This window comes from Peribacillus sp. S4, from assembly GCF_046715815.1.
GTDB lineage: Bacteria > Bacillota > Bacilli > Bacillales > DSM-1321 > Peribacillus > Peribacillus frigoritolerans.
The window spans coordinates 2,193,307-2,219,057 of record NZ_CP175708.1 but is presented as its reverse complement, the minus strand read 5'-3'; the positions used below and the strand labels follow the sequence as shown (position 1 = coordinate 2,219,057).

Sequence of the window (25,751 nt, the reverse complement as noted above, 5' to 3'; positions counted from 1 at the left end):
TGCAGCCATGAATACCCTGGTCTTGACTGTTTCGCTCCCCGTAGAGAAGCTCGAATCAAGACAGAAAAAATCAATTTGCATGACAATCGGATACTGGCCAAATTCTAGTAAAATATTAAAAAACACATTAATAGGCATTCCACCATGGATAGAAGCATGTATACCCGTGCAACTGAAATATCAGATACATCTCTTGCTTTGGCAATTCGGAATCCTGTTAGATCATGTTGTACGTATCAAAGCCTTTTTACATCCGCCAAAATTCCAGCGGATATAAAGAGGCTCCTGATACATAGATTAAAGTTCATTAAATTGGCGTTTCATGAGAGATCCGGTCAACCTAATTATGGTTCGATGGGTATAGACTCTCTTCTATTAGTGAATTTTATAGACCAGTCAGGCTTTTGGTATCAGTCTTCACTTTATCATTCACTACTTGCACTCCATTTTTCCATACAGACTTAACGTGATTGACCCCAAATAAATATTGCAACTCCTGATAGTTTTCAACATTCCATAAAACGACATCCGCTTGTTTTCCGACTTCAAGGGATCCGACCCTTTCTTGCCTGTTGATTGCACAAGCAGCATTGTATGTCGCCGCCGTAAGAGCTTCTGCAGGGGTAAGCCGCATCGAAATGCATGCCAGATTCATGACAAGCGGCATGGATGTCGTCGGTGAAGATCCGGGATTGCAATCGGTCGAAATGGCAACAGCCACTCCTTCATCAACCATTCGTCGTCCAGGGGCCGCTTCTTCCCGTAAATACAAGGCAGTGGCTGGAAGCAAGCAAGCGATCGTGCCTGACTTCGCCATAGCAGTAATCCCCTCATCGGAAGCTTTTAACAAATGCTCAGCTGAAATGGCTCCTATCTTCGCAGCTAATTCAGCTCCACCGTATGGCTCAATTTCATCAGCATGAATTTTAGGGATCAAGCCGTACTTTTTCCCCGCCTTTAAAATCCGCTCTGATTGTTCAGGGGTAAAAACCCCCTTTTCACAAAAGACATCATTGAATTCTGCAAGCTTTTCTTCAGAGACGATTGGAAGCATATCATTAATCAGATGATCGACAAATTCATCCTCGCGGCCTTTATAATCCTTTGGAACCGCATGGGCACCCATAAAAGTAGGAACCAGATCAATCGGATGCTCTTCCTGTAGCTTCTTCATCACCCGCAACTGCTTTAATTCGGTTTCCAAATTCATTCCATAGCCGCTTTTACCTTCTACTGTAGTCACGCCATGAGCGAGAAACGAATCAAGTCGTCGCGTGGTTTGCTCCATCAATTCTTCTTCACTTGCTTCCCTTGTCATACGGGTGGTAGCATGAATGCCCCCACCTGCGTTCATAATGTCCATATATGTTGCGCCTTCAAGCCGCATTTCAAATTCACGTTCCCGACTCCCGCCATATACAACATGCGTATGTGGATCAACTAACCCAGGTGTCACCAAATGGCCAGTTGCATCAAAGACTTCAGCTTCATGCATTCTATCAGCATAGAGTTTTTCCAATTCCTTGGTTGTCCCGACAGCTTGGATCAACCCTGATTCCATCCATATACTTCCATCCTCTATCAAACCAAGCTCCGACATTGCCTCTTTGGAACGCGGACCTTTCCTTTCAGAGGTAAGGGTAGCAAGTTGAGCGGCATGTTTTATCCAAATTGGCTTTGTCATTTTTTATCAATTCCTTTATCAAGCATCGGGATATTAATACCTCTTTCACGGGCTGTTTCCTCTGCAAGTTCATATCCTGCATCAACATGGCGTACTACACCCATCCCAGGGTCCGTTGTCAACACTCGCTCAATCCTGGCTGCTGCTTCTTTTGTGCCATCTGCCACAATTACAACGCCTGCATGCATGGAGTAACCCATTCCTACGCCGCCACCATGATGTACGGAAACCCAGGTTGCACCGCCCACAGCATTCACCATTGCATTTAAGATCGGCCAGTCAGCCACTACATCGGAACCATCCTTCATGGCTTCCGTTTCACGATTCGGCGAAGCGACAGAGCCAGAATCCAAATGGTCACGCCCAATCACGATCGGGGCCTTCAATTCACCGCTTGCAACCATATCATTGAGGATTTTACCAAAACGGGCGCGCTCCCCATAACCAAGCCAGCAAATACGGGACGGAAGACCTTGGAACTGGATTTTGTCTTGAGCCATTCTAATCCAGTTACATAGATGTTCATTATCAGCGAATTCACGTAAAATGGCTTGGTCTGTTTTATAAATATCTTCTGGATCTCCAGATAAAGCGACCCAACGGAATGGACCTTTACCTTCACAGAATTGCGGACGGATATAAGCTGGAACGAAGCCCGGGAAGTCAAAAGCATTCTCTACCCCTTCATCTTTCGCAACTTGACGGATATTGTTGCCATAATCAAACGTCACAGCTCCTTTTTCCATCATTTCAAGCATCGCCCTTACATGTTTGGCCATTGAAGCTTTAGAGAGTTTAATATACTCTTCTGGATTTGCATTCCGTAATTCTGCAGCCTCCACCATTGACAGACCTGAAGGAGTATATCCATTTAGCGGATCATGGGCCGAAGTTTGATCCGTCAAGACATCAGGAATGAAGTTCCTTGCGATCATTTCCGGAAGAATATCTGAAGCATTCCCAATCAAACCAATCGATAATGCTTTCCCTGCAAGTTTAGCTTCATTCGCTAAACGAATGGCTTCATCCAATGAATCCGTTTTCACATCGGTATAACGAGTCTCAATCCTCCTGTCAATTCTTGTCTCATCTACATCGATCCCGATACAGACTCCACCGTTCATCGTAACTGCCAGCGGCTGTGCCCCTCCCATTCCGCCTAAACCTGCCGTTAGAGTGATGGTGCCTTTTAACGAGTTATTAAAATGTTGTTTTGCAAGCTCGGCAAAGGTCTCGTATGTACCTTGTACGATCCCTTGAGATCCGATATATATCCAGCTGCCTGCTGTCATCTGCCCATACATCATCAATCCCTTTTTATCAAGTTCATGGAATGTTTCCCAGTTCGCGTATGCAGGGACGATATTTGAATTTGCAAGCAGGACACGTGGTGCATCCGAATGCGTTTTAAAAATGGCCACCGGTTTCCCTGATTGGACAAGTAAAGTTTCATCTTCTTCAAGCTCTTTTAGTGATTTGACGATTGCATCAAAGCATTCCCAGTTACGAGCTGCTTTCCCAATCCCTCCGTATACCACCAAATCTTCTGGACGTTCAGCAACTTCAGGATCCAAATTATTCATAAGCATTCTAAGCACTGCTTCTTGTTGCCATCCTTTAGTATGCAATTCTGTTCCAGTATATCGGATAACCTTATTTGTAATCGTGTTCATTTTCATTTCCCCCTTGTTTTTGTTATATATTCATTCTATAAGAAAAATTCAGAATAATTAATTATAGTTTAATGATTATTTTATAATCTATTTTACTTTTTTGTAGTTAACTTTATTATTTTATGAATAATTTCAATAATTACATTGTTATGAAATAAATAAAAAAGGACGATTCATTTATTGAATCGCCCTTTTTAAGACTGTAGACAAACTATAACTTTGATTTCCTCTCCAGGCACTCGCTTTCCGCGGGCGGTCCGGGAGCCTCCTCGGCGCCTTTGCGCCTGCGGGGTCTCCCCTGGACTCGCTTTTCCCGCAGGAGTCTCGAACATCCGCTCCAATCAACTTGTTTTAACATTTAGATATAACCCTTTTGCCTAAAGTCTTCATTGTTTTAATATAGCATTAATAAAACTTGAAATGATGAGGATGCTTTCTTAACATGATTCTTTTTAATAAGGTCAACTGGAATTTTTTAATCCGAACCCCTTTTGTCTACAAACTGAAAGGACGATTCATTTTATTGAATCGTCCTTTTTTATAAGCCAGACCGATATGCTGATGGTGTACAACCTTCAAGCAGTTTGAATTTGGCATTGAAATAGGTTTGATGTGAATAGCCGGCCAATTGTGAGATTTCCTCCAATGATAAATCCGTTTCCTTTAATAAACGTTTAGCTTCCCTAATTCGAACTTGGTGCAGCGTATTTCGAAAAGACTCGCCGGATTCGGCCGCAAATCGACGGCTGAGTGTACTTTTATTGATTCGCAGAGTATCTGCACAACTCGCTAGATTCCACTGTGCGTCCCAATAGTTGGACTCGATCAGTTCCCTTGCCTTTTCGCTGATTGTGCGTGCCCCTTCCTGTAATTGTCCATGATCCTGCAGAAGCATATGAGTGGTGAACGCATGCAGCTCTTTCACTATTTGATGGATGACAGGTTTATGTACAATTTGCTGAAATACATCATAGTATATGGCTTCCAGGGAAGCATTCTGCAAGTTGTATGATTTCATATGCCTGCGAATCTGTGCAAGTACGCTTGTAAGGCGGATACGAACGATTTCCGGGTCGGGGTATGGTCGTTCGAAAGTAAGGAATTCACGCTCAATCCAGTTCCTGATGGCCTTCGCATCCCGTCGCTCGAGCATTTCTATCCATAGTCTTTGTTCAAGAGGAGTGAGGAAGGGATCCATCTCTCGAGGGGAAGTCTGTTGACTTTCGGCTAAGATGATATCATATCCATCAAAAAAGATTTGTCTCGTAAATTCACGAGTTTGCTGATACATCCTTTTTAAAGACTCATCTGATGTTGCCGCCTTTATTATGATGGCAAGGGGCTCATCCATTCTTTCTTTCCAATGGGCAAGGAAGGCCTGATGCTCTTCCTTATATATCTCCATTTCCTTTGTTTCCTGGACACATAAAATAAAATCCGATAAAGCGAAGATTTGATTCTTCCCAGTAAAAGAATATCGTTGCAGTTCATCATAAACTAATGGAAGGGTCTTGTTATCAGGTGTCAAGAAAGCGACCATGGTTATACGGCTTTCATGCTTCCGATCTGTCAAGAAGAAATCTGGATACCCAATATCCAGAGCATTCTCATCATCCATGGTGTTTGACGAGATATGACCTGGACCATTTCTCAATTGAAAACGTAATTGTTGGATATGTTTTACCAAATCCGCCGAAGAAAAAGGACGGAATAAAACATCTTCAGCACGAAAACGTAAGGCTCGATAAGCCGTTTGAAAGATTCGCTCAGATGAAATCCCTAACCAACGAATTCCCCTCCGCTTTAACGAAACACCCATCGCCTCACTTTCATCCGTCCAAATATCCATATCCAAAATAACGAATTCAGGTTGCTGATTGCGTATGCCCTTTTCAAATTCTTCAATCGTTTTCCATAAAATCAGTCTAACTCCCGTCAGGTGGGACTCCACGATCCAACGAATTCCTTGAGCCTCAATCTCATCTTTTGCCACCAAATGAATTTCCACATCATCACCTCATTTCTGCTGTTATTCCTATAATGAATAAATATGATGTCTGTACATGAAAAGAAAAGGAACCCCTTGTCTTTTCGAAAGCACTTGTATCTCCATTCTAATCCCGCCGAAAACTACAAACAAGTCTTATTGGCCAGAACCTTCGATTTAGATTGAATGATGACATGCTCAACCGGTATTTCCATCCCATATATATGTATTTCCTATATGAAAATAAAAAAAGAAACATCATGGAAACCTTATGATTTCCAATGATGTTTCTTTTTTAGTCACTTTTAATTTTCCATACATTTAGAACCTTTATTATCTATTAATATTGACTTCAACTTCTTTACCTATGTTTTCATCTGAAGCACTTGTCAATTTTAATGATAATAGCGTAATGACTCCCATCACAAGTAATCCCGATAAAATAAACATTCCTTGAGTAAATGCATCAGTTATGAGAATACTACTATCGTTTCAATTTGATAATTATTTTTTCGTCTAAAAAAACTAATGACATCATTATTATACCCATTCCAATCAATTGATGAATGGACAACGCTTCATGTAAAAAGAAAAACCCTAAAATCATTCCGATTACTGGCACTATATAATTACTATATGAAGTAAATAATGCGCCTTCTTGCCGAATCAGCCTATTAAATAATGCATAAACAACACCTGCATGGAAAATGCCTAAAATCGCTAAGTAGATGGATTGAGATCGTGCTATATCCAATTTGAAAGATTGCTCAAACAAAAGGGACATGGGTATGAGCAATGCACTGGCAATCAGTAATACATTTCTCATATGAATGACGGAAGAACCCTCGTTTAATTTCTCCATGAAAATCAATGATAATCCAAAACTCATAGCAGCCAATATCATGAGGATGTTCCCCTGAATACTGTTAGAAAGGTCTTGGATTCCTTGTGTCGGCCAGGAAAGGAAGACAATACCTGCAAATCCGAATAGGATACTTGTAATCTGCGGCCTTGTGCTTTTTCTTTTGAAAAATGCTAGTAAAAAAAAGATGGTAAAGATGGGAACCATTCCAATCAGCACCGCTGCGATGCTGCTAGGCACCGATTTCTGGCCTTGTGCAATAAAAACGAATGGGAGTACAACCTCGAAAAAAGCAATGATAATATACCATTTATAATAACCCCTGGGTACTTTTCGCTCTTCTTTTGACAAAAACAAACCAAAGAAGAGTAAACAGATACCCCCGATGCATGCTTTGATGGCTGATAATGTAATAACCCCAACATTTTCTATGACTAATGCAATAAAGAAAAATTGAGATCCCCATATACCACTAATCAAGAGTAACAATACATATTTATTCATTACTTTACCTCCCTTTTTGGCAATGGGTCGGCAAAAGTCTTACTATTATGCTTGGATTGAATTCCACCAAAATAATTCGTGCCGATTACCCCAGCAAGAATGATCATTGCACCTATTACATGATAATAATGAATCGATTCATGTAAGAAAATCACCCCTGCCATTATCGTAATCAATGTCGCTAAATTACTAAAAACGCTCATTTTAGATGCTGGTAATATAGATAATGTATAGTTTGATAAAAAAGCAGTAAGCAAAGACGATAATACCCCAAGATATACGATTGAAATGAGGAATGCACTACTTGTGAAGGGTAATAAAAAGCTGCTGATGGAATGGTTAATTATATGGTTAATGACGGCCATACTATTAAAAGTCACAAAACCAAAGAAAGTCATCACATACGTTAACGTAAATAGTGAATATTGCTTTGTTACCTTCCTCGCTATCACATTATAAAGAGCGGCGGCAATCGAGGATATTAAGATCAGGATCGTTCCTTTCCAACTGTGAGACGCATGTTGCAAGTCATTCATCACAAAGATAAAGATAACCCCCGTAACAGATAAATAAAGAAAAAATTTCTGAGCTCTACCTGCGTATTCTTTCAAAAATAATGAAGCTGATAATAACGTAAAAATTGGTATGGTCGCTTGGATAATACCCGCTTCTGAAGATGAGGTATAAATGAGACCAAACACTTGAAAAATAAAGAATAAAATTGGATAAAGGAACACCAACGGAAGAATTTTCACAGAATCCTTTGCACTCATTTTCACTGATGTCCTCCTTAATAGCTTAATAATTATGGCGATCAAGAAAGCCATCGTAAATCGATGTGCCAATGTATCTAGCGGACTAGCTTCCATTAATGATATTTTTGTAAAGAAAAATGAAAATCCAATAATAATGGCATAAAGTATCGCCGCAAGATAGGCTTTTTTATTTTCTGGCATATTGAGTAATCCTCCTTTTCAACACCCGGCCGGTTGTTAGTATCGTATTAAAAGTTCCACTACGATACAATACAAATATGAAGCATCTGTAACGGTACAGTTTTAGGAGGTAATCATGCTAAAATACGTAGCTTTGTTTAATGAATTTGAATCTCTCATCCAGAATGGACGGCTCAAAGCGGGCTTTAAACTCCCATCTATCCGTCAATTAAGCGATCAACATCAATGTAGTAAAAGTACAGTCTTGAAAGCCCTGCAAGAATTGGAAAAAAGGCATTTAATCTACGCCGTTCCTAAAAGCGGATATTATGTCGTACAAAAAGAATTTGATGGTAAAAGCGAACCCACAACGGACATCGACTTTGTTACCTCCGCTCCCGCTTGGCATCAATTTCCGTATCATGACTTTCAACATTGCATTAACAAAGCCATCGATACCTATCAGCAAGAATTGTTTATCTATGGCACTCCAAAAGGACTGCCCTCTTTAATTAAAGTGATACAAAAACAATTAGAGCAGTATCAGGTTTTCGCAAAAGAAGAACAGATTTTCATTACTTCTGGCGTGCAGCAAGCACTTTCCTTATTAACGTTAATCCCCTTTCCAAATGAACGTACTCATATACTTGTTGAGCAGCCTAGTTATCATCTATTTGTGGAGCAATTGAAAGCGTACAAGATTTCCGTGCTAGGAATCGAACGAACAGCAGAAGGTATTGATTTAGGGGAGTTAGAACGGATTTTTAGTGATCAGGAAATCAAATTCTTTTATACGATGCCTCGTTTTCATAATCCGTTAGGGACTTCTTATTCTAAAATGGAAAGAGTGGAGATACTAAAACTTGCAGTAAAGTATGGAGTCTATATTGTAGAAGATGATTATTTAGCAGATTTCGAAGAAAATATGAAGGTAGACCCTATTTTTTCCGAGGATACCGATAACATGGTCATTTATTTAAAAAGCTTCTCAAAAATAATGTTTCCAGGATTACGCATAGGTGTTGCCGTATTGCCTAAACCATTAACGGAGAGCTTCCAACTATATAAAAGAACGTCTGATATTGATAGTTCCATGATTTCACAAGCAGCATTGGAAATCTACATAAAAAGCGGTATGTTTAAACACCATAGAAACCAAGTGCGCCTTTCCTATTCATTGCGTGCAAACTTGCTATATGATGCTCTAGAAAAGCACTCTGCTTCAGACTTTTATCGCCCAGCATCTATATGTATGAACGCTCATATCGTACTGCCTCATCGTTTAAATAGTACTTACCTCATCAATAACTTACAGAATCAACAAGTACTGGTAGAGACGATGGGTCAAAATTATATAGATGGCTTTCACCAGGAAAAAATATTAAAACTAAACGTGTCCAATACAAATATACAAAAACTTGAGCAAGGAATTGCTCTTATTTTCAATGAATTGAATAAAAAGGAGAATTATTACTTATAAAACTTTTACATTAGGTATAGTCACTTTCCACACACGGCAATAAACAAAAAATAGTGAAAATATTTTTTCTTATTGTAAAACTGAAAAAAATGGGCAAATGAGCTCAAACAAAAAAGAGCCAATTAGAATTGGCTCTCAACAAAGTTTCTCTTATCGGTCCTCTTTATTTATAAAATTTGATACGATCCTCAAGTGGTTTGAATTCTTTATCACCCGGTTGAGCTGTTGGATTACCAAATGGCATTTGCGCAATCAATTTCCAATCGCTTGGAACATTCCATTCTTTTTTCACTTCATCATCAATTAGAGGATTATAATGCTGTAAAGTTGCTCCCAATCCTTCTGCTTCAAGTGCCGTCCAAACAACTAATTGATGCATGCCTGATGTTTGTTGTGACCAGATTGGGAAGTTATCGGCATACGTTGCAAATTGTTCTTGAAGTGATTTCACTACAGATTCATCTTCAAAGAATAATATTGACCCATATCCCGCTTTGAAGGAATCCATTTTTTGTTGAGTGCCAGAGAAATCCCCCTCACCAACCGCTTTCCTTAAAGCCTGCGTCGTAATATCCCATAATTTATCATGTGCCGATCCTGTTAAAACAACAAGGCGGGAGGATTTGGAATTAAAAGCCGATGGCGTGTGTTTTACCGCAAATTCAACTATTTCTTTAATTTTCTCATCCGATACTTGGACTTCTTTATTGATTCCATAATATGAACGTCTTTCTTTAATGGCCGTGTAAAAATCTTTTGTCATGATTCATTCCTCCAGAATATTTTTTCTATTTCAAATGATTATTCCTTTTTTTATTTCTACCTATTTTAGTATGGGCATAAACCAATATATCATTCGCAATTATTCTTTAATGAATTCCTTGGTGCTTCTTACTGTATCAATGGGACGGACCAACTTTTCGATTTGATCCCTTTTCGGTTCCAAGAACGGTGGTAAAGATAACTTTTCCCCAAGCGTTTCATACGGCTCATCCCCCATAAATCCAGGACCATCCGTGGCAAACTCGAATAAAATTTGCGGTGCCACTCGTACGTAAAGCGACTCAAAAAAGTGACGATCGACATAACCGGACGTATGAAATTGGAAGCTTTCCATTCGTTTGATCCATTCTTCCAGAACGGAACGGTCTTCAACACGGAAGGCTGTATGGTGAACAGTCCCAAAACCCTGCCGAGCCTGAGGAAGGGTCGAATTATGCTCGACGATCACTTGTGCACCATTCCCGCCTTCCCCTACTTCAAATAGGTGAAATGACCCTTCATTGTCTATTTCTTTGAATAATAGGACTTTTTCCATCATTTCTTTAAAGTAATCAAAGTTGGCGATACGAATGAAAATTGGTCCTAATCCTGTAATAGCGTGTTCCAGAGGAATCGGTCCTTTTTGCCAAGGAATTCCAGCTGCAACCCCTTCATTATTTTCATCTGAGATCAATTGATATTGCTGATCATCAAAATCCACAAACGAAATGGTTTTTTTACCAAATTGTTCTTGGATTCCTGTATTACTTACTTCTAAACGGTCGAAGCGATTAACCCAATACTCCAATGCCGCATCATTCGGTACACGGAAGGATGTTTTAGAGATCTCATTAGTCCCATGCACCCCTTTTGGAATTCCAGGAAAATCGAAGAATGTCATGTCAGTACCCGCACCGCCAACATCGTCGGCAAAAAACAGGTGATAGGTTTGGATATCATCTTGGTTAACGGTTTTCTTGACTAAACGCATGCCTAATATATTTGTGAAAAATTCATAATTTTTTTCAGCACTACTTGTTATGGCCGTTACGTGGTGTATACCTTTTAAACCATTCATACATTATTCCTCCCATTAAAACGATTCAATTTTTGGATATTTAACGTTTTCCTTAATCCCCAATATTTTTCCTTCAAAAAGAGTGGCTATTCATTATAGGGGTTTGATTAGGTATTTCTCATTATCTTGAATTAATATATCTTTACTTAAAGATAATTTATCATGAATACCATTCACTGTCAACAACATTGTCTCAAATCAATATATCTCAATGTCGAAATAATTACAGGGCAAAAAAACACACAGTCAATTTTCCTTAAAATATAGACCATTCTGTATATGGGTTACTGTCTAAAGCTATAACTAGCGGCAATGACAGTATTTTGTATATCTATTATTTCTAGTTCCGTACCAATAAGCTTAAAGTATAGAACCGTTGTTTTATGGCATCATTCCCTAATTTTCATAATATCCTTTTGAATTCACATCTTTTCATTAATTAATGGTTTATCGAGTATACATCTCGTAAATCTGTTCTTCCTTTAAATGATCAAAGCGAACAAACCGAACCTCTCGTAAATATTCCTTTTGATCCATCAGCAAAAGCATAATAGGAGCTGTTAAAATCCCGCTACCTCTTCTATCTTATTAGCATCAATGTTCCCCAGGTGGATAAGTGGGTAATTGTCCAGCAGTTCCCTAAGAGAAAAGGGAACTTATTCGTAACCCATTTCTTTAAATAACTCTATCGCTTCCTTTAATTCTTCTTTCTATTTTTAAACAACTTTATTATTCGTGAGTACCACAAAACCCAAAATACAGACGCTCATGTTTGAGTGCCTGTATTTCGAGTAGTCCTCCCATTGGATGTGTGCTTTTTTTATTTTTCTCTTTGTTCCGTTTTCCACCATAGGGAGTCTTTTGGATTTTCAACAGCTTCTTGAAATTCAGATTTTGAAGCAACTGTTGGGTAAGATCCTTTTAGCGATTTTCCTGAAGTACTATTGAACAAGAATAATATCACTAGAAACCCGATAATATTCACGGCTGTTAGATAGAAACCAGGTGCTAAGTTATTCCCCGTTTGGTGAACTAACCATGTGGAAACTAAAGGGGTAGTTCCACCAAATATTGAAACCGAGACATTAAAGGTCACCGATAATGTTCGATATCGAATATCAGTATAGAACATGGTTGGTAACGAACCAGGCATTGTGCCTTCATAAATTGAAAGCAGAACACCTAGAATTAGAACACCTAACGAAATAAATACTAAAGCATTCAGGTTTATTAAATAAAAAGCAAGGGCAGATAATAGGCTTAAACCGCCTAAACCGATTAAGAAAACAGTCTTATTTCCAATTTTATCACTGAGCTTTCCAAATATTAAAGTAAGAGGCACCATAATAATCATTAGAATCGTAATTAATAGGGTTCCTACTGTACTGGATAATCCAATAATCTCATCTAAATAAGAAGGCATGTATGATAATAGCATATAGCTTGTAATATTAAAGAATGCAACAGCTACAAAACATACAAGGATATCCTTTTTGTGATTTTTAAAAATAGATAGAAAGCTTTCATTTGGGGCTTCATCATCAGAAAGTTCATTTTCAAAAATCGGTGATTCTTCTAAACTTTTTCTTAAGTACAATCCAATAAGCCCTAAAGGTAAGCCGAGTAGAAACGGTATTCTCCAACCCCATGAGGCCATCTGTTGATCAGATAGAGTGATAAAGAGTGTACTGGCAAGTAATGATGCTAATATATATCCAATTAGCGTACCAATTTCTAATCCACTTCCAAGCATATTGCGTTTATTGTCTGGAGAAGATTCTGCAATATAGACCATTGCACCAGCGTATTCGCCACCTGTTGAAAAACCCTGAATAATTCTAGCTATTAATAAGAGTATAGGTGCCCATATACCGATTTGATCATATGTAGGTAATAAACCGATTAGTAATGTTGAAAAAGCCATCAAAATAATCGTGGTTGTTAAAACGACTTTTCTACCTAATTTATCTCCGATTTTACCAAATATGATACCCCCTACTGGGCGCATTAAAAAGGCAATCGCAAACGTTGCAAAGGTGAACACTAATTTTAGCTCATCATTATCAACAGCACTAAAAAAATTTTGACTAATGATAACAGCCAAATAGGAATATAAGCCAAAATCAAACCACTCCATAGCATTTCCTACTCCTGTAGCAAACACGCTTTTCTTCGCTTTTTGAATATCTACAACGTTGATTTTTTTCTTGTTAAATTTCATTTATCATGTCAACTCCATGGAATACATTTATGCAAGAATGAGAAGTAAAGTCAAACTGGAGGATAATCGGATTTTGGGCGTTTTTCCAATGGTATCCCAAATGAAATATTGTCTTCTTATTAGAGGTTCTATAAATCGCCTCTCGTTTTATTAAATTCAAGGTTATTGCCTTTTTCCATTTGTTTATCCGTTTGATCAGGGTTTTCATCGTGCTTGAATGATCGATTATCATCATCATCATTATTATTTGGATTCGTGTCCGTGTCATTTCGAACAGGACGATAATCTACTTCCTCTTGATCATTAAAGTCGTTATTACCGGCGTTACATGCTGACAAAAAACTTACCGAAAGTAATGCGGATAAAATAGTGATTTTCCATTTGCCTTTCATTTTATAAACCCCCTTATCTTAAGTTTTTGGTATTAAGTTTAATATGTACCTTAAACGATACCCTTAGTCTTAAATGGAGCCCATGCATGTTTGTTTTTTTAGCATCCTAAAATTAAAAAACTGCCCCCAATTATTGTGGGAACAGGTCATGTTATTTTTAGGTCAAAGGAAAAGCTGTCTTATACGAGGGAACCACCTTTTTTAAGGTACTTTACAATCCCTTCTGCTGCTCTATATGAAAAGGCACCTAAAGTACCAGTTGGGTTGAACGAACTGTTATGAGGAAATGCTGAAGAACCCGCAACAAATACATTTTCAGCGTCCCACATTTGCAGGTAAGTGTTAACTGCTGAATTTTTTGGATCAGCCCCCATGATGACGCCGCCTGTGTTATGCGTATTCGTATCTGTGTTTACGTTAAAATCTGCTTGTTCAGCGACCGTATCAATATGATCAGGACCCATTTTTTTAGCAATCGATCTTGTTACTTTCGCCATGTATTTTACTAACTCACGGTCTTGGGCAGTATAATCATATGTCATCCGTAATAAAGGCATACCGTATACATCTTTATAAGTAGGATCCAGATCAAGGTAGTTTTGTATGTGTGGCATACTTGCACCCTGTGATTTGACTTGCAGGATGCTATTGGCATATTTGATTGATTGCTTTTTAAATTCCGCACCCCATGAAGGTGTTCCGATTGGTGAGTTATTATTAGCTATAGGTCTATTCCCATACTGGGTTGTACGAATTCCTGCTCCGTGAAGGAAGTTTACATCCGAATGGTCAAAATTATCACCTGTAAATTCTGCAATCTCAATGCCTAATGCACCTGCACCTCCATATATATTGAACTCACGGTCATTATAATAAAGGCTTGAATATCCTGAACTCACTTGGTAACAATAGTTTTTACCAATTACACCATTTCTGGTTTTTGGATCATAGGGTACTCCAAGATTTGAATTAAGTAAAAGTCTAACATTATTAAATACATAACTCGCTAAGACCACTACTTCTGCCGGTTGTTCGAATTCTTCACCCGTGAAGGTGTCTACATAAATAACACCTGTCGCTTTCGTACCATCATTTAAAATACGGGTGACGTTTGAGTATGTCCGCAGGTCAAGGTTACCAGTTTTTTTTGCAACAGGAATGACCGTAACAACTGGATCTGCTTTTGCACCATACTCACAACCGAAGTTTTCACAAAATGCACAATATTGACAGGCTGAACGTGAAATACCATCAGGGTTTTCGTAATTCTCTGATAGATTTGCAGATGGGATCATATATGGTTTGTAGCCAAGCTTCTTCGCTGCTTGTTCGAATTCCGCTAATACAGGTGTTTTTATCATCGGTCCTGTTGGATAAGGATTGGAGCGTTTTCCATATAGCTTAACAGTTTCACCAGATATTCCTGCCATTTTTTCAAAAGTATCATAATATGGTTCGATTTGGTCATATGTAATGCCCCAGTCTTGAATCGGATAGTCTGATTTAATTTTATTTTTACCATACCTTTTTTCAGTTAGTGATTTAATTTCAAAATCATAAGGAAGAAAACGGTAGGTCTGTCCATTCCAGTGACTACCAGCTCCTCCAAGACCTTCACCTACGATAAAAGTTCCATAATTACGCATAGGGAGTGCTCTCATTTTTTGGTTATTACGATGAGTAATAGTTTCTTTTGATAAATCTTGCATTAACTCTTCACGATGTTGGAAACGCAGTTCGTCATGCACCATTAAATAATCACTCATATCCCGTTCTTTCCCGCGCTCTAGTCCAACGACTTTGATTCCTGCTTTTGTTAATTCCGAGGCAATAATACCTCCAGCCCAGCCCATCCCGACAACAACGACGGGTACCTTAGGTAGTTTTTTTGCCATGTTTTTCATCCCTTTCTATCATGAATGTTTCATATGACTTTGAAGGCTATTTGGATCTAGCTTTAAAAATTCTTTACTTTGGATTTCTTTTGTATAACTCATTCGAGAACCAGGATACTTTCGCATCTGCCAGCCTAGCATTTCCTTATTTCCTCCGTACAATGGATCTGCATAAACACCTTCAATGGTCAAAGTTCTTAACAATTGGAAAAATGCCGATGAAGATGCACCAGAAAGCGAACTTGCTTTACCTTTCTCGAACGCAGCTAACACTTCATCCTGTTCATTAGCCTCTAATTCTGTAAATTTCTTTTTATAGTTTTTGTTGCTATATGTATTCAATTCTTTTAAGCCTAGCCGGAACAAATCTTTTCGGTAAAGTTTATTCTGTTCACCTTGTGTTGGCTCTGGCTTATAATAGGGTCCAAGTTTATAATCCTTTTCATTTACGCCCCACCCACTGTTGAGTTGATGGTCAATATAAATCGCCGCATTTAATTCCATAGCACCTGGTCCAAGATCGTCCTTTGGGAAAATACGTTCTGCAGCTGCCGCTGTCGTCTGATATTCTTCTGGATAAAAAAACATCAGGGCTTCATTCGGATTATTAGCTTGAGTTTGACTCTTCTGTTCTGTTTTCACACCACTTTCCGAATTTCTATCAAACATGCTTCCAACTGCTCCACCTAAAATAAGCCCTCCAACAGCTAAACCGGAATTCTTTAAAAAGGTACGTCTCGTACTACCTTGTCTTTCTATTTGACTTTTCTCTTTGTCCGACAAAAAAAAACCTCCTATTTCATAATCAAGGTGTGAATTTTCTTATCACATTGATGCATCGCTTACTACCTTTTTCTTATAAGCAATCTTGGATATGGTGACACTTAATTCGTAAAGAACCAGTAAAGGAATAATGACGAGTATATCCAATATGAAATCCGGAGGAGTAATCATAATTGATACGACTACCAGAAAAAAATTGGATAATCTCCACGCTTTTGCCAACCTTACTGGATTGAGAATTCCTAATCACTGCTGACATATTTGTTGAAAATTCCAGCACAATGGATAATAACAGAAAGTATCCAAAAGAGATTCCGACAATAAACAAAATGAATAATCCTGGGATAAACGTTTTGAGTCACTTTGCGTTCTTCTTTTGTCAGGGCAGATGCTATAAATTCCCAAGTCTGATAGGCAACTACAGGAATCGTACCCGCAATGGCAAAAACACACGAAATAATCGTATACACCCATAAAATATCAATTGGTCCCAGGATAGCTAAATCGCTCCCAAGATCTTTAATTATATCTTCAACAAAAACTATCGCACCAACGAAATCATTCGTTGCCGAGTTTCATCAAGATGTTCAATGAGATATCTTTGTTTTCCAAGGTGGCCACCTCCAGTTATATGAAAAATGCCCACCTGCATACCACTATGGACTCTACTGTTTATCCAGCATCTTCTTTTCAGCAATCGATAACTCATGTTTTTTCTCTTCCTGTTTATCTTCATCAGAAATTAATCCATTTGTTGCACCCTTGAATTCCGTTAATGTCCGTCCAAATGCTCGACCAATTTCAGGTAGTTTTTTCGGACCGAAAATTACAAGCGCAATGATAAGAATTACGACCAAGCCTGGAATCCCAATATTCTGAAACATCACGTCAATCCTCCATAAAAAACATCAGTTACATTTACTAAAAACCGTTTGTAACCTTTACAGTAAACGTTATTATTCACACTAAAGGATGTTTAAGCGCCTTTTTTATTCCTTTTACATATATTCACAAAACAGCTCAATTTTATACCTAGCTTATATTTAGACATGCCTGTTTTGTTTACAGTTTCAATATTCAAATTCCTCATCTTTCTAAATAGTTCATATGAGTTTTTCAGTAATTCGACTATATGTATAAACTTTTATTAAATAACCTTGCAGAAAGTTGGAAATGTTATAAAGGAATTTTTGGTACCCGAGGTTAGAGTAAAAGAATCTTACCTTTTATTAAAAATGTATTCATGCAAAAATAAACTTTAGGGAAAGATATAAATTAATAATAATGCTTAAATACTTTGGAAGAGTAAAATAAGACCTTAGAGGTTTATGTATTTTCCACGGATTCGATTATTATGCAGGAGATATATTAGAAACGTTCTTTGTTCTTTTATCAAAAAGATTTTCACTCCACGCTACATTAAATACGGAGGTATTTATGAAAAAAATTTGGTTTACTTCTGGAGCCAGTATCGTTCTTGCTGGATGTTTAATATTTTTACTGTTTTTTTACAGAGGCCATCAACCCTCACCCTCCCCAAATTCAAATGGGGGAACACAGGATACTTCAGCTGGTAATCCTGAAGAAATTGTGAGTAATAGTTGTATATCTTGTCATGGGGAAAATTTACAAGGAGGAGCTGGTCCAGCTTTAAATAAAATTGGTGCGAAATATACACAAAATGATATAGAGGATATTATTAAAAATGGTAAAAATGGAATGCCAGCAGGCGTTATTTCAAACGAAGAAGCTGCAATCGTGGCAGAGTGGTTATCACAGAAAAAGTGAAGAGGCAATTTTTCAACTATATCGATGGCCTTAATTAAACGCAAAATAAAACAGCCAAATCCAATCAAAATGGATCAGGCTGTTTTGTAATTTTCAGGAATAAATATATTTAAAAAAATGAGGACCAATTTAAAACAATAGACCAAACAGCAGTGTTCAATAATAAGCCTGTAATAAAAAGAGACCATTGGTTTTTCTTTTGTTCCCAACAGGAAATCATGAGGGCAAGACCAATTGAAACACCAATAAAGGAAAGCCATGGAAATGAATCAGTGAACTTTGTGAGAAAAACCGCAATGCAAGCTGTGAATAATAATGATACAAGGTACTCGGTGAATAATGATAATTCGCTTCTAATATGATCGCTCAATTTTTTCCTCCTTCGAAATAGATATTATCTTCATATAATACTTCATGATGAATTTTTTATACGAAATTACCTGCGCCCGTAGATTTCAAAAGATAATAGTCCCTTGCTAGTTTCAATGTTCACCAATCACTGTACTGCGTTCAACATTTAAAAATACACAATATTTATTGCTAATATACTGAATTTTGCGTTAATATTGACAATTACAATTCCATAATATGTACTTTGAAACACCATACCAATAGTTTATTATTGGATAATTGTCCAGAATTCTTTTCAATAGTATATTATTCATGTAGTGAAAATTCCCAAAAAAATCACAGGTTTTATATGCTCCCTCTAGCGTAATCAAACGGATTATATTTTAACTATAGATGATTTATTCAGCGCAAAAAAAAAAGCCTGGCAACCTATTTTATAGATGCTAGACTTAAGTTCGTTTTTTAGATCAATCCAAATATAAACAACAATTTAAACGGATACGAAGAGTTCGTTCCTTCATGCAGACCATTTAATAGGCAACCAGGTCCCGCAGTGCCTTTTCCACTTTTTCAGGATTCACCATGAATGATTTCTCTAATGATGGTGAATATGGCATGGCAGGAACATCCGGGCCAGCGAGTCTCATGATTGGGGCATCAAGATCGAAGAGGCAGTTTTCTGCAATGATCGCCGATACTTCACTAATGATGCTTCCTTCCTTATTATCTTCCGTAATCAATAGGACTTTTCCTGTTTTAGATGCAGCTTCCATTATGGCTTCTTGATCTAATGGATAAACGGTACGTAAATCAAGTATATGGACGGATATGCCATCACTGGCCAGCCTTTCAGCTGCCTGAAGCGCAAAATGAACACAAAGGCCATAAGTGATCACTGTAACGTCCTCGCCTTCACGTTTTACATCCGCTTTACCAATCGGTAAAACATAATCATCATCCGGCACTTCTTCTTTAATTAAGCGATAGGCTCTTTTATGTTCAAAGAAAAGGACCGGATCATCATCGCGAATGGCAGCTTTCAATAATCCTTTCACGTCATAGGGTGTAGAGGGCATGACAATTTTAAGTCCCGGTTGATTCGCAAAAATGGCTTCAACGGATTGTGAATGGTATAACGCCCCATGTACACCTCCGCCGTATGGAGCTCTGATGACGATAGGACAATGCCAGTCATTATTGGAGCGATAACGGATTTTTGCAGCTTCCGAAATGATTTGGTTGATGGCTGGCATGATGAAATCAGCGAATTGCATTTCCGCAATCGGCCTCATTCCATACATGGCCGCGCCGATGCCGACACCTGCGATTGCGGATTCAGCAAGCGGTGTATCAATGACACGCTGTTCACCGAATTGTTCGTATAACCCTGAAGTCGCTTTAAACACGCCGCCCTTTACCCCAACGTCCTCACCTAATACAAATACACGGGAATCACGTTCCATTTCTTCCCGCATCGCCATTATCACGGCATCTATATAAGATATCACTGCCATCTTCTTTCCTCCTTACCTTTCTGCGTAAACGTATTTTGAGAGCGTGTCTTCATTTGCAAATGGAGCATTTTCCGCATAATCCGTCGCTTCGTTCACAATTTCCATTATTTCCTCGTTCAATTGTTTCTCCATTTGATCATCCATGATTCCCACTGCTTTTAAATAGGCACCAAAAGTAATGATTGAATCTATTTTTTTTGCCTCCGATACTTCCTCAGGCGACCTGTATTGACTATCATCATCATCGCTTGAATGTGGTGTAAGCCTGTATGAAACCGTTTCGATTAAGCTTGGGCCCTCACCACGCCTTCCTCTCTCAGCAGCTTCTTTCACCACCCGGTATACTTCGATCGGATCATTTCCATCAACCGTCACCCCTGGCATGCCGTAACCAATTGCCCGGTCGGACACTTTCCCGCAAGCCAATTGCTTTTCAATAGGGACGGAAATGGCATACTGATTATTTTCACACATCAAGATGACCGGAAGTTTATGTACACCTGCGAAATTCGCTCCTTCATGAAAATCACCTTGGTTTGATGAACCCTCACCAAATGTAACGAATGAAACAATATCTTTTCCTTCCATTTTTGCAGCGAGTGCAATCCCCACTGCATGTGGCACTTGAGTCGTAACTGGCGAAGATCCCGTCACGATTCGATTCTTTTTTTGCCCAAAATGCCCAGGCATTTGACGTCCGCCTGAATTTGGATCTTCTGCCTTGGCAAAACTGGATAACATTAAATCCCTGGCGGTCATCCCAAACGCGAGCACCACTCCTAGATCCCTATAATAAGGAAGGACATAATCATTTTCACGATTCAACGCAAATGCTGCACCCACTTGAGCTGCTTCTTGACCTTGACAGGAAACGACAAATGGAATTTTTCCAGATCTGTTCAACAGCCACATCCGTTCATCCACTCTTCTTGCCAACAACATAATTCTATACATCTCAAGCACCTGCTCATCACTCAGACCTGCCTGTAGATGGCGGTTTTCAACCATATGTCATCATCCCTCCTAATAATTAAAACGGTTTTCTGTTAAAACCAGAATGTTCTCCTCACGCTGTCACCCAATATAAATATGGGTCTTTATATCACAAATTACTAACCTTTCTTTTAGCTGTTTGTTTGTCTCGCAAACTTATATCCTGTTATGTATCTAAGGAAGGGAAAGCTCTTATATGTATGCATGCTTGCCATTTAACACCCTCAAATGCGTTATCATCTACTATTATTACCTGGTACTAACCCAATGCAATATTATCCTACCACTTTTCATCTCACATTTTCAAGTTAATTTCACTTTGTATCGTTGTTTTCACGAGAAAACCTTTCTTTAACAAAGGCTCTTTTCGTAAAGATTGTTGTTTTTAAAACGAAACTATTTTAGGTTGATTGGAACGGAAGTGCGAGACTCCTGCGGGAGCTGCGGGACAGGTGAGACCCCACAGGCGTTTACGCCGAGGAGGCTCACCGCCCGCACCAAGGAAAGCGAGCACCTGGAGGGGAAATCAACCACACTGCACTACTTCGTAAATAGCAACAAAGTATGCGAAAACAGCCTTAACAAAAATACAATGGGTTTAACAGTTTTGGCCTGACCTGACTTTAACTCATTTCCATATACGCACCAAGACTAGATAAAAGCCTGGGTGCTGAAATTATTTATTTGTTGACTAAGCGGAAGAATAGCTGTAAATTAAAATGATTCATAAAATTAAATGTTCGAAATGGAACAGTTCAATACAGAAAGAATGGTGATGTTGAGTGGAGAATGAAAAACAATTAATGCGTTCCGTACAACTATTACGTTCATTTTGGAACGTACAGAAAAATATCATGCGGTTCGTTCAAAAGACAGCCGCAGAAAATGGATTAACAGTTCCTCAATATTCCATTTTGATGACCATTACCCTTTACAAAGAGACCTCCCAAAAAAATGTCGGGGAGAAAACATTTCTTCCAAAAAGCACCTTGAGCCAAGCGGTCGATGGTCTGGTTCGCGGAGGTTTGCTCCATCGTGAGCCTGTGGAGGGCAACCGGCGTGAGATTCAATTGTCAATCACCGATAAGGGCGAAAATTTATTAAAAACGATTCATTTTCACGAAGGAAGCATTCACCAAGTCTTTCAAACGGCCATTGAAATGCTTTCCGAAGAACAGTTTGAAGAGTTGCTAAAAACACATCTTCAAATTACAAACTTTTTAGAAGCACAAGCAACCGAACAAGGAGAGTGTACAAAATGATAAAAATACTGAAAAATTTATCTGTTTATAAGTGGATTATTTTAGCAGTTATCGGTCTGGTGTTTATTCAGTCCATGTCGGACCTCTTTTTGCCTACACTAATGGCTGATATTATTGACAAAGGCGTAGTTCGAGGAGACACTTCTTATATTTGGAAAATCGGCGGTTTTATGCTGTTGGTTTCCGCACTTGGCGCTTGTGCATCCATAATCGCAAGTTACTATTCGTCCAAAGCGGCAATGGGAATGGGACGCGACCTCCGCCTGAAGGTCTTTAATCACGTTGAAAAATTTTCGTTACAAGAATTTGATGAAGTCGGTACGGCGTCATTGATTACACGTACGACCAATGATATAACACAGGTCCAGCAAGTGGTTATCATGATGCTTCGTATGGTTATCAGTGCACCTATCATGTTAATCGGCGGAGTAATCATGGCTGTATCCATGGATGCAAAATTATCACTTGTCATTGTTGTCACAATGCCTTTTTTGATTGGGTCAATCTTGCTTATTCTATATAAAGGTGTGCCGCTCTTTCAAACGGTTCAAAAACGATTAGACCGGTTGAACCTTGTATTACGAGAAAATTTAACTGGCATTCGCGTCATTCGTGCCTTCAATCGTGAAACACAGGAGAAAGAACGTCTAAAGAAAGCGAATAAAGAATTAACGGATGTCTCAATCAAAGTCAATAAAATCATGGCCTTCATGATGCCTGTAATGATGCTTGTCATGAACTTGACGGTTGTTGGTATCATTTGGTTTGGTGGAGTCCGTATTGATAACGGCGGTATGCAGATCGGGGACTTAATGGCATTTATCCAATATGTTATGCAAATTATGTTCGCTCTCGTTATGGCTTCCATGATGTTCGTTATGGTTCCACGAGCTGCCGTGTCGGCAACAAGGATAAACGAAGTCCTTGACATGAAACCTTCATTCCTGGATGAGGGGACAGAAAAGGCAGATCGTGTACACGGTACCCTTGAATTTGAACATGTTACGTTCAGTTACCCAGGAGCAGAAGAACCTGCATTATCGGATATTAGTTTTTCTGCAAATCCTGGTGAAATCACCGCAATAATCGGTGGAACTGGTTCCGGGAAAACGACTCTTGTCAATTTGATCCCTCGCTTCTATGATATTTCAAGCGGAACGATTCGCGTCAATGGTGTTGATATTCGGAAGTCATCACAAGATGAAATCCGTTCAAAAATTGGCTTTGTACCACAAAAGGCCTCCCTCTTTACAGGTACTATCTCTGAAAACATTCGCTTTGGAAAACAAACAGCCACACAAGATGAAGTTGAGCATGCGGCTCGGATCGCACAAGCGGAGGATTTTATCAGCAATATGAAAGGCGGCTATGAGGCAGAAATCGATCAAGGCGGTTCAAACCTATCAGGAGGGCAAAAACAACGGCTTTCGATTGCAAGGGCACTCATTCGAAAACCGGATATTTATATATTCGATGATAGTTTTTCGGCACTGGACTACAAGACGGATGCCAACCTTCGCGCAGCCCTGAAAGATGAAACGAAAAATTCGACGGTACTTCTCGTTGCACAGCGTGTCAGTACCGTCGTTGACGCTGACCGAATCATTGTGTTAGACGAAGGCCGCATTGTAGGCATTGGAACACACCAAGAGTTGCTTAGCACAAACGACATTTACCGTGAAATTGCCTTATCACAGCTCACAGAGGAGGAAATTGCATGAGTAATCAAAAAAAACCTCAAGGCGGCGGTCAGGTCGGGCATGGCCCTGGTGGCGGTAACATGATGATGATGGGTCAAAAAGCAAAAGATTTTAAAGGAACATTAAAACGTCTATTGACCTATTTAAAACCGAGGCGCAACAGATTGATTTCCGTGTTCTTAGCTGCAATCATGAGTACGATTTTTATGATTTTAGGACCGAAGATCATGGGAAATGCAATTACAGAATTATTCGAAGGAGCTTACGGGAAATTCCAGGGAATACCAGGAGCAGCTATTAACTTTGATAAAATTGGCCAGATTCTTCTACTCCTTGCCGGGCTTTATGCTTTAAGCAGCCTTTTCAGCTATGTACAACAATATATTATGTCAAGTGTTGCACAAGACACGGTATATGACCTTCGAGAAGATGTGAACAAAAAGCTCGAGAAACTTCCACTCAAATATTTTGAAGGACGTCCAAACGGTGAAACACTTAGCCGAATGACAAATGATATTGATACAATCGGGAGCACCCTTCAGCAAAGCTTAACGCAATTCATCACATCAATCGTAACGATTGTGGGAATTATCATCATGATGCTTTCGATAAGCCCATTATTGACATTAATCTCGATAATCAGCTTACCTTTGTCAATATTTGCAATCCGGCCTATTTTAAAAAGATCCCAAAAACATTTTGCCGATCAACAGCGTAAACTCGGACAATTAAATGGTCACATTGAAGAAATATATACCGGCCATCAAGTCGTTAAAGCATTCGGATATGAAAAAAAGGCGAGTGCCCAGTTTACTGAAGTTAATGAAGAATTGTATAAAGCGGGAAGCAAAGCCCAGTTTATATCAGGTATCATCATGCCCGTAATGTTCTTTATCGGAAATTTGAGCTATGTCCTCATCAGCGTTGTTGGCGGAATATTGGTAACGCAACGTTCGATTTCAATTGGTGACATTCAAGCATTCATCACATATTCAAAGCAGTTCACCCAGCCAATCACACAAACGGCTAACATCGCTAACATTATTCAGTCGACGGTTGCAGCCGCTGAGCGTGTTTTTGAACTACTTGATGAAGAAGAAGAAATGAAAGAACAAACCATAGTTAATATAAAAAGGGCAAATGGTGCTGTCTCTTTTGAACATGTGGACTTTGGATATGGGGAAGAAATGTTAATTGAAGATATGAACATCGATGTCTTGCCTGGACAGACTGTCGCAATTGTTGGACCGACTGGTGCTGGAAAAACGACCATGATAAATCTCTTGATGAGATTTTATGAACTCAATGGCGGAAAGATTACGATTGATGGTCTTGATACACGGAATATGTCACGTAATGATCTTCGAAAGAATTTTGGTATGGTACTTCAAGATACCTGGCTCTTTAATGGTACGATTAAAGAAAATATCGCTTATGGCAAAAATGGAGCAACTGATGAAGAAATTTTTGCAGCTGCTCGGACGGCACATGCCGACCATTTCATTCGGACACTGCCAGATGGTTATGAGACAATCTTAAACGAAGAAGCTTCGAACATCTCACAAGGCCAAAAGCAGCTTTTGACAATCTCCCGGGCTGTTCTAGCAGATCCGCCAATCATGATATTGGATGAAGCGACGTCTAGTGTGGACACTCGGACAGAAGTCTTTATCCAAAAGGCCATGAACCGACTGATGGAAGGACGAACCAGCTTTGTCATTGCCCATCGTCTCTCAACGATTAAGGATGCAGATTTGATTCTTGTTATGGAACAAGGAAAAGTAATTGAGAAAGGAACGCATTCAGACCTTTTAAGGGAGAATGGTTTCTACGCAGAGCTATACAATAGTCAGTTCACTGAAAATGTAGCTGGATAATTAGAAAGAG

19 protein-coding genes and 1 pseudogene are annotated in these 25,751 nt (G+C 39.0%); 5 read left to right on the top strand and 15 right to left on the bottom strand.

The window, feature by feature from the left end; genetic code table 11:
* Window positions 1–385: 385 nt before the first annotated feature.
* The 5 genes from hutI to ACJ9PY_RS10585 all read right to left on the bottom strand — a co-directional run bounded on the left by hutI (window position 386) and on the right by ACJ9PY_RS10585 (window position 7,666).
* Window positions 386–1,684, bottom strand: a complete 1,299-nt coding sequence (gene hutI, locus ACJ9PY_RS10605; RefSeq protein WP_063576520.1) for an imidazolonepropionase — start codon at window positions 1,682–1,684, stop codon at window positions 386–388.
* Complete coding sequence (hutU, locus tag ACJ9PY_RS10600) at window positions 1,681–3,357, bottom strand: urocanate hydratase (protein ID WP_063576521.1); 1,677 nt, start codon at window positions 3,355–3,357, stop codon at window positions 1,681–1,683. The genes hutI and hutU overlap by 4 nt, the downstream gene beginning before the upstream one ends.
* Window positions 3,358–3,895: 538 nt before the next feature.
* Window positions 3,896–5,365, bottom strand: coding sequence for a helix-turn-helix transcriptional regulator (locus ACJ9PY_RS10595; protein WP_063576522.1), 1,470 nt, complete (start codon window positions 5,363–5,365; stop codon window positions 3,896–3,898).
* Window positions 5,366–5,828: 463 nt separating this feature from the next.
* Window positions 5,829–6,710, bottom strand: coding sequence for a DMT family transporter (locus tag ACJ9PY_RS10590; protein ID WP_411739968.1), 882 nt, complete (start codon window positions 6,708–6,710; stop codon window positions 5,829–5,831).
* The gene (locus ACJ9PY_RS10585; RefSeq protein WP_411739967.1) at window positions 6,710–7,666 is read right to left on the bottom strand and encodes a DMT family transporter; all 957 of its coding nucleotides are present in this window, start codon (window positions 7,664–7,666) and stop codon (window positions 6,710–6,712) included. The genes ACJ9PY_RS10590 and ACJ9PY_RS10585 overlap by 1 nt, the downstream gene beginning before the upstream one ends.
* A 115-nt stretch (window positions 7,667–7,781) precedes the next feature.
* Between ACJ9PY_RS10585 and ACJ9PY_RS10580 the strand changes: the two genes are divergently transcribed.
* Entirely contained in the window at window positions 7,782–9,125 is a 1,344-nt protein-coding gene (locus ACJ9PY_RS10580; protein ID WP_268565458.1) for a PLP-dependent aminotransferase family protein, read from the top strand.
* Window positions 9,126–9,288: 163 nt separating this feature from the next.
* On the opposite strand, the gene ACJ9PY_RS10575 is transcribed toward ACJ9PY_RS10580, so the two are convergent.
* From ACJ9PY_RS10575 to ACJ9PY_RS10540, 8 genes and pseudogenes are all read right to left on the bottom strand, one after another.
* The gene (locus tag ACJ9PY_RS10575) at window positions 9,289–9,888 is read right to left on the bottom strand and encodes a nitroreductase family protein (protein ID WP_411739966.1); all 600 of its coding nucleotides are present in this window, start codon (window positions 9,886–9,888) and stop codon (window positions 9,289–9,291) included.
* Window positions 9,889–9,987: 99 nt separating this feature from the next.
* Window positions 9,988–10,965 (bottom strand): ring-cleaving dioxygenase, encoded by a 978-nt coding sequence (locus ACJ9PY_RS10570; protein WP_063576529.1) that lies wholly within the window; start codon window positions 10,963–10,965, stop codon window positions 9,988–9,990.
* A gap of 820 nt (window positions 10,966–11,785) precedes the next feature.
* Window positions 11,786–13,186 (bottom strand): MFS transporter, encoded by a 1,401-nt coding sequence (locus tag ACJ9PY_RS10565; protein ID WP_411739965.1) that lies wholly within the window; start codon window positions 13,184–13,186, stop codon window positions 11,786–11,788.
* A gap of 128 nt (window positions 13,187–13,314) precedes the next feature.
* On the bottom strand, window positions 13,315–13,578 hold the full coding sequence (locus ACJ9PY_RS10560; RefSeq protein ID WP_268937892.1) for a hypothetical protein: 264 nt from the start codon (window positions 13,576–13,578) through the stop codon (window positions 13,315–13,317).
* 179 nt (window positions 13,579–13,757) lie between these two features.
* Window positions 13,758–15,473 carry a GMC family oxidoreductase gene (locus ACJ9PY_RS10555; protein WP_268937891.1) on the bottom strand — a complete coding sequence of 572 codons (1,716 nt, stop codon included), beginning with the start codon at window positions 15,471–15,473 and terminating at the stop codon, window positions 13,758–13,760.
* An 18-nt stretch (window positions 15,474–15,491) separates the two neighbouring features.
* Window positions 15,492–16,256, bottom strand: coding sequence for a gluconate 2-dehydrogenase subunit 3 family protein (locus tag ACJ9PY_RS10550; RefSeq protein WP_095679609.1), 765 nt, complete (start codon window positions 16,254–16,256; stop codon window positions 15,492–15,494).
* 42 nt (window positions 16,257–16,298) lie between these two features.
* A pseudogene (tatC, locus tag ACJ9PY_RS10545) lies at window positions 16,299–16,908 on the bottom strand (twin-arginine translocase subunit TatC).
* Between the two features lie 13 nt (window positions 16,909–16,921).
* On the bottom strand, window positions 16,922–17,140 hold the full coding sequence (locus ACJ9PY_RS10540; protein ID WP_063576533.1) for a twin-arginine translocase TatA/TatE family subunit: 219 nt from the start codon (window positions 17,138–17,140) through the stop codon (window positions 16,922–16,924).
* A 553-nt stretch (window positions 17,141–17,693) separates the two neighbouring features.
* Between ACJ9PY_RS10540 and ACJ9PY_RS10535 the strand changes: the two genes are divergently transcribed.
* Window positions 17,694–18,044 (top strand): c-type cytochrome, encoded by a 351-nt coding sequence (locus tag ACJ9PY_RS10535; RefSeq protein WP_063576534.1) that lies wholly within the window; start codon window positions 17,694–17,696, stop codon window positions 18,042–18,044.
* Between the two features lie 881 nt (window positions 18,045–18,925).
* Here the strand turns inward: ACJ9PY_RS10535 and ACJ9PY_RS10530 are convergent.
* On the bottom strand, window positions 18,926–19,909 hold the full coding sequence (locus tag ACJ9PY_RS10530; RefSeq protein WP_095679607.1) for an alpha-ketoacid dehydrogenase subunit beta: 984 nt from the start codon (window positions 19,907–19,909) through the stop codon (window positions 18,926–18,928).
* 12 nt (window positions 19,910–19,921) lie between these two features.
* Window positions 19,922–20,917 (bottom strand): thiamine pyrophosphate-dependent dehydrogenase E1 component subunit alpha, encoded by a 996-nt coding sequence (locus ACJ9PY_RS10525; RefSeq protein WP_145505913.1) that lies wholly within the window; start codon window positions 20,915–20,917, stop codon window positions 19,922–19,924.
* 767 nt (window positions 20,918–21,684) lie between these two features.
* Between ACJ9PY_RS10525 and ACJ9PY_RS10520 the strand changes: the two genes are divergently transcribed.
* The 3 genes from ACJ9PY_RS10520 to ACJ9PY_RS10510 are packed head-to-tail and all read left to right on the top strand — an operon-like array spanning window position 21,685 to window position 25,741.
* Window positions 21,685–22,164 carry a MarR family winged helix-turn-helix transcriptional regulator gene (locus tag ACJ9PY_RS10520; protein ID WP_057275992.1) on the top strand — a complete coding sequence of 160 codons (480 nt, stop codon included), beginning with the start codon at window positions 21,685–21,687 and terminating at the stop codon, window positions 22,162–22,164.
* On the top strand, window positions 22,161–23,885 hold the full coding sequence (locus ACJ9PY_RS10515) for an ABC transporter ATP-binding protein (protein ID WP_411739964.1): 1,725 nt from the start codon (window positions 22,161–22,163) through the stop codon (window positions 23,883–23,885). Before ACJ9PY_RS10520 ends, ACJ9PY_RS10515 begins: the two co-directional genes overlap by 4 nt.
* Entirely contained in the window at window positions 23,882–25,741 is a 1,860-nt protein-coding gene (locus ACJ9PY_RS10510) for an ABC transporter ATP-binding protein (protein ID WP_411739962.1), read from the top strand. The genes ACJ9PY_RS10515 and ACJ9PY_RS10510 overlap by 4 nt, the downstream gene beginning before the upstream one ends.
* Window positions 25,742–25,751 lie beyond the last annotated feature (10 nt).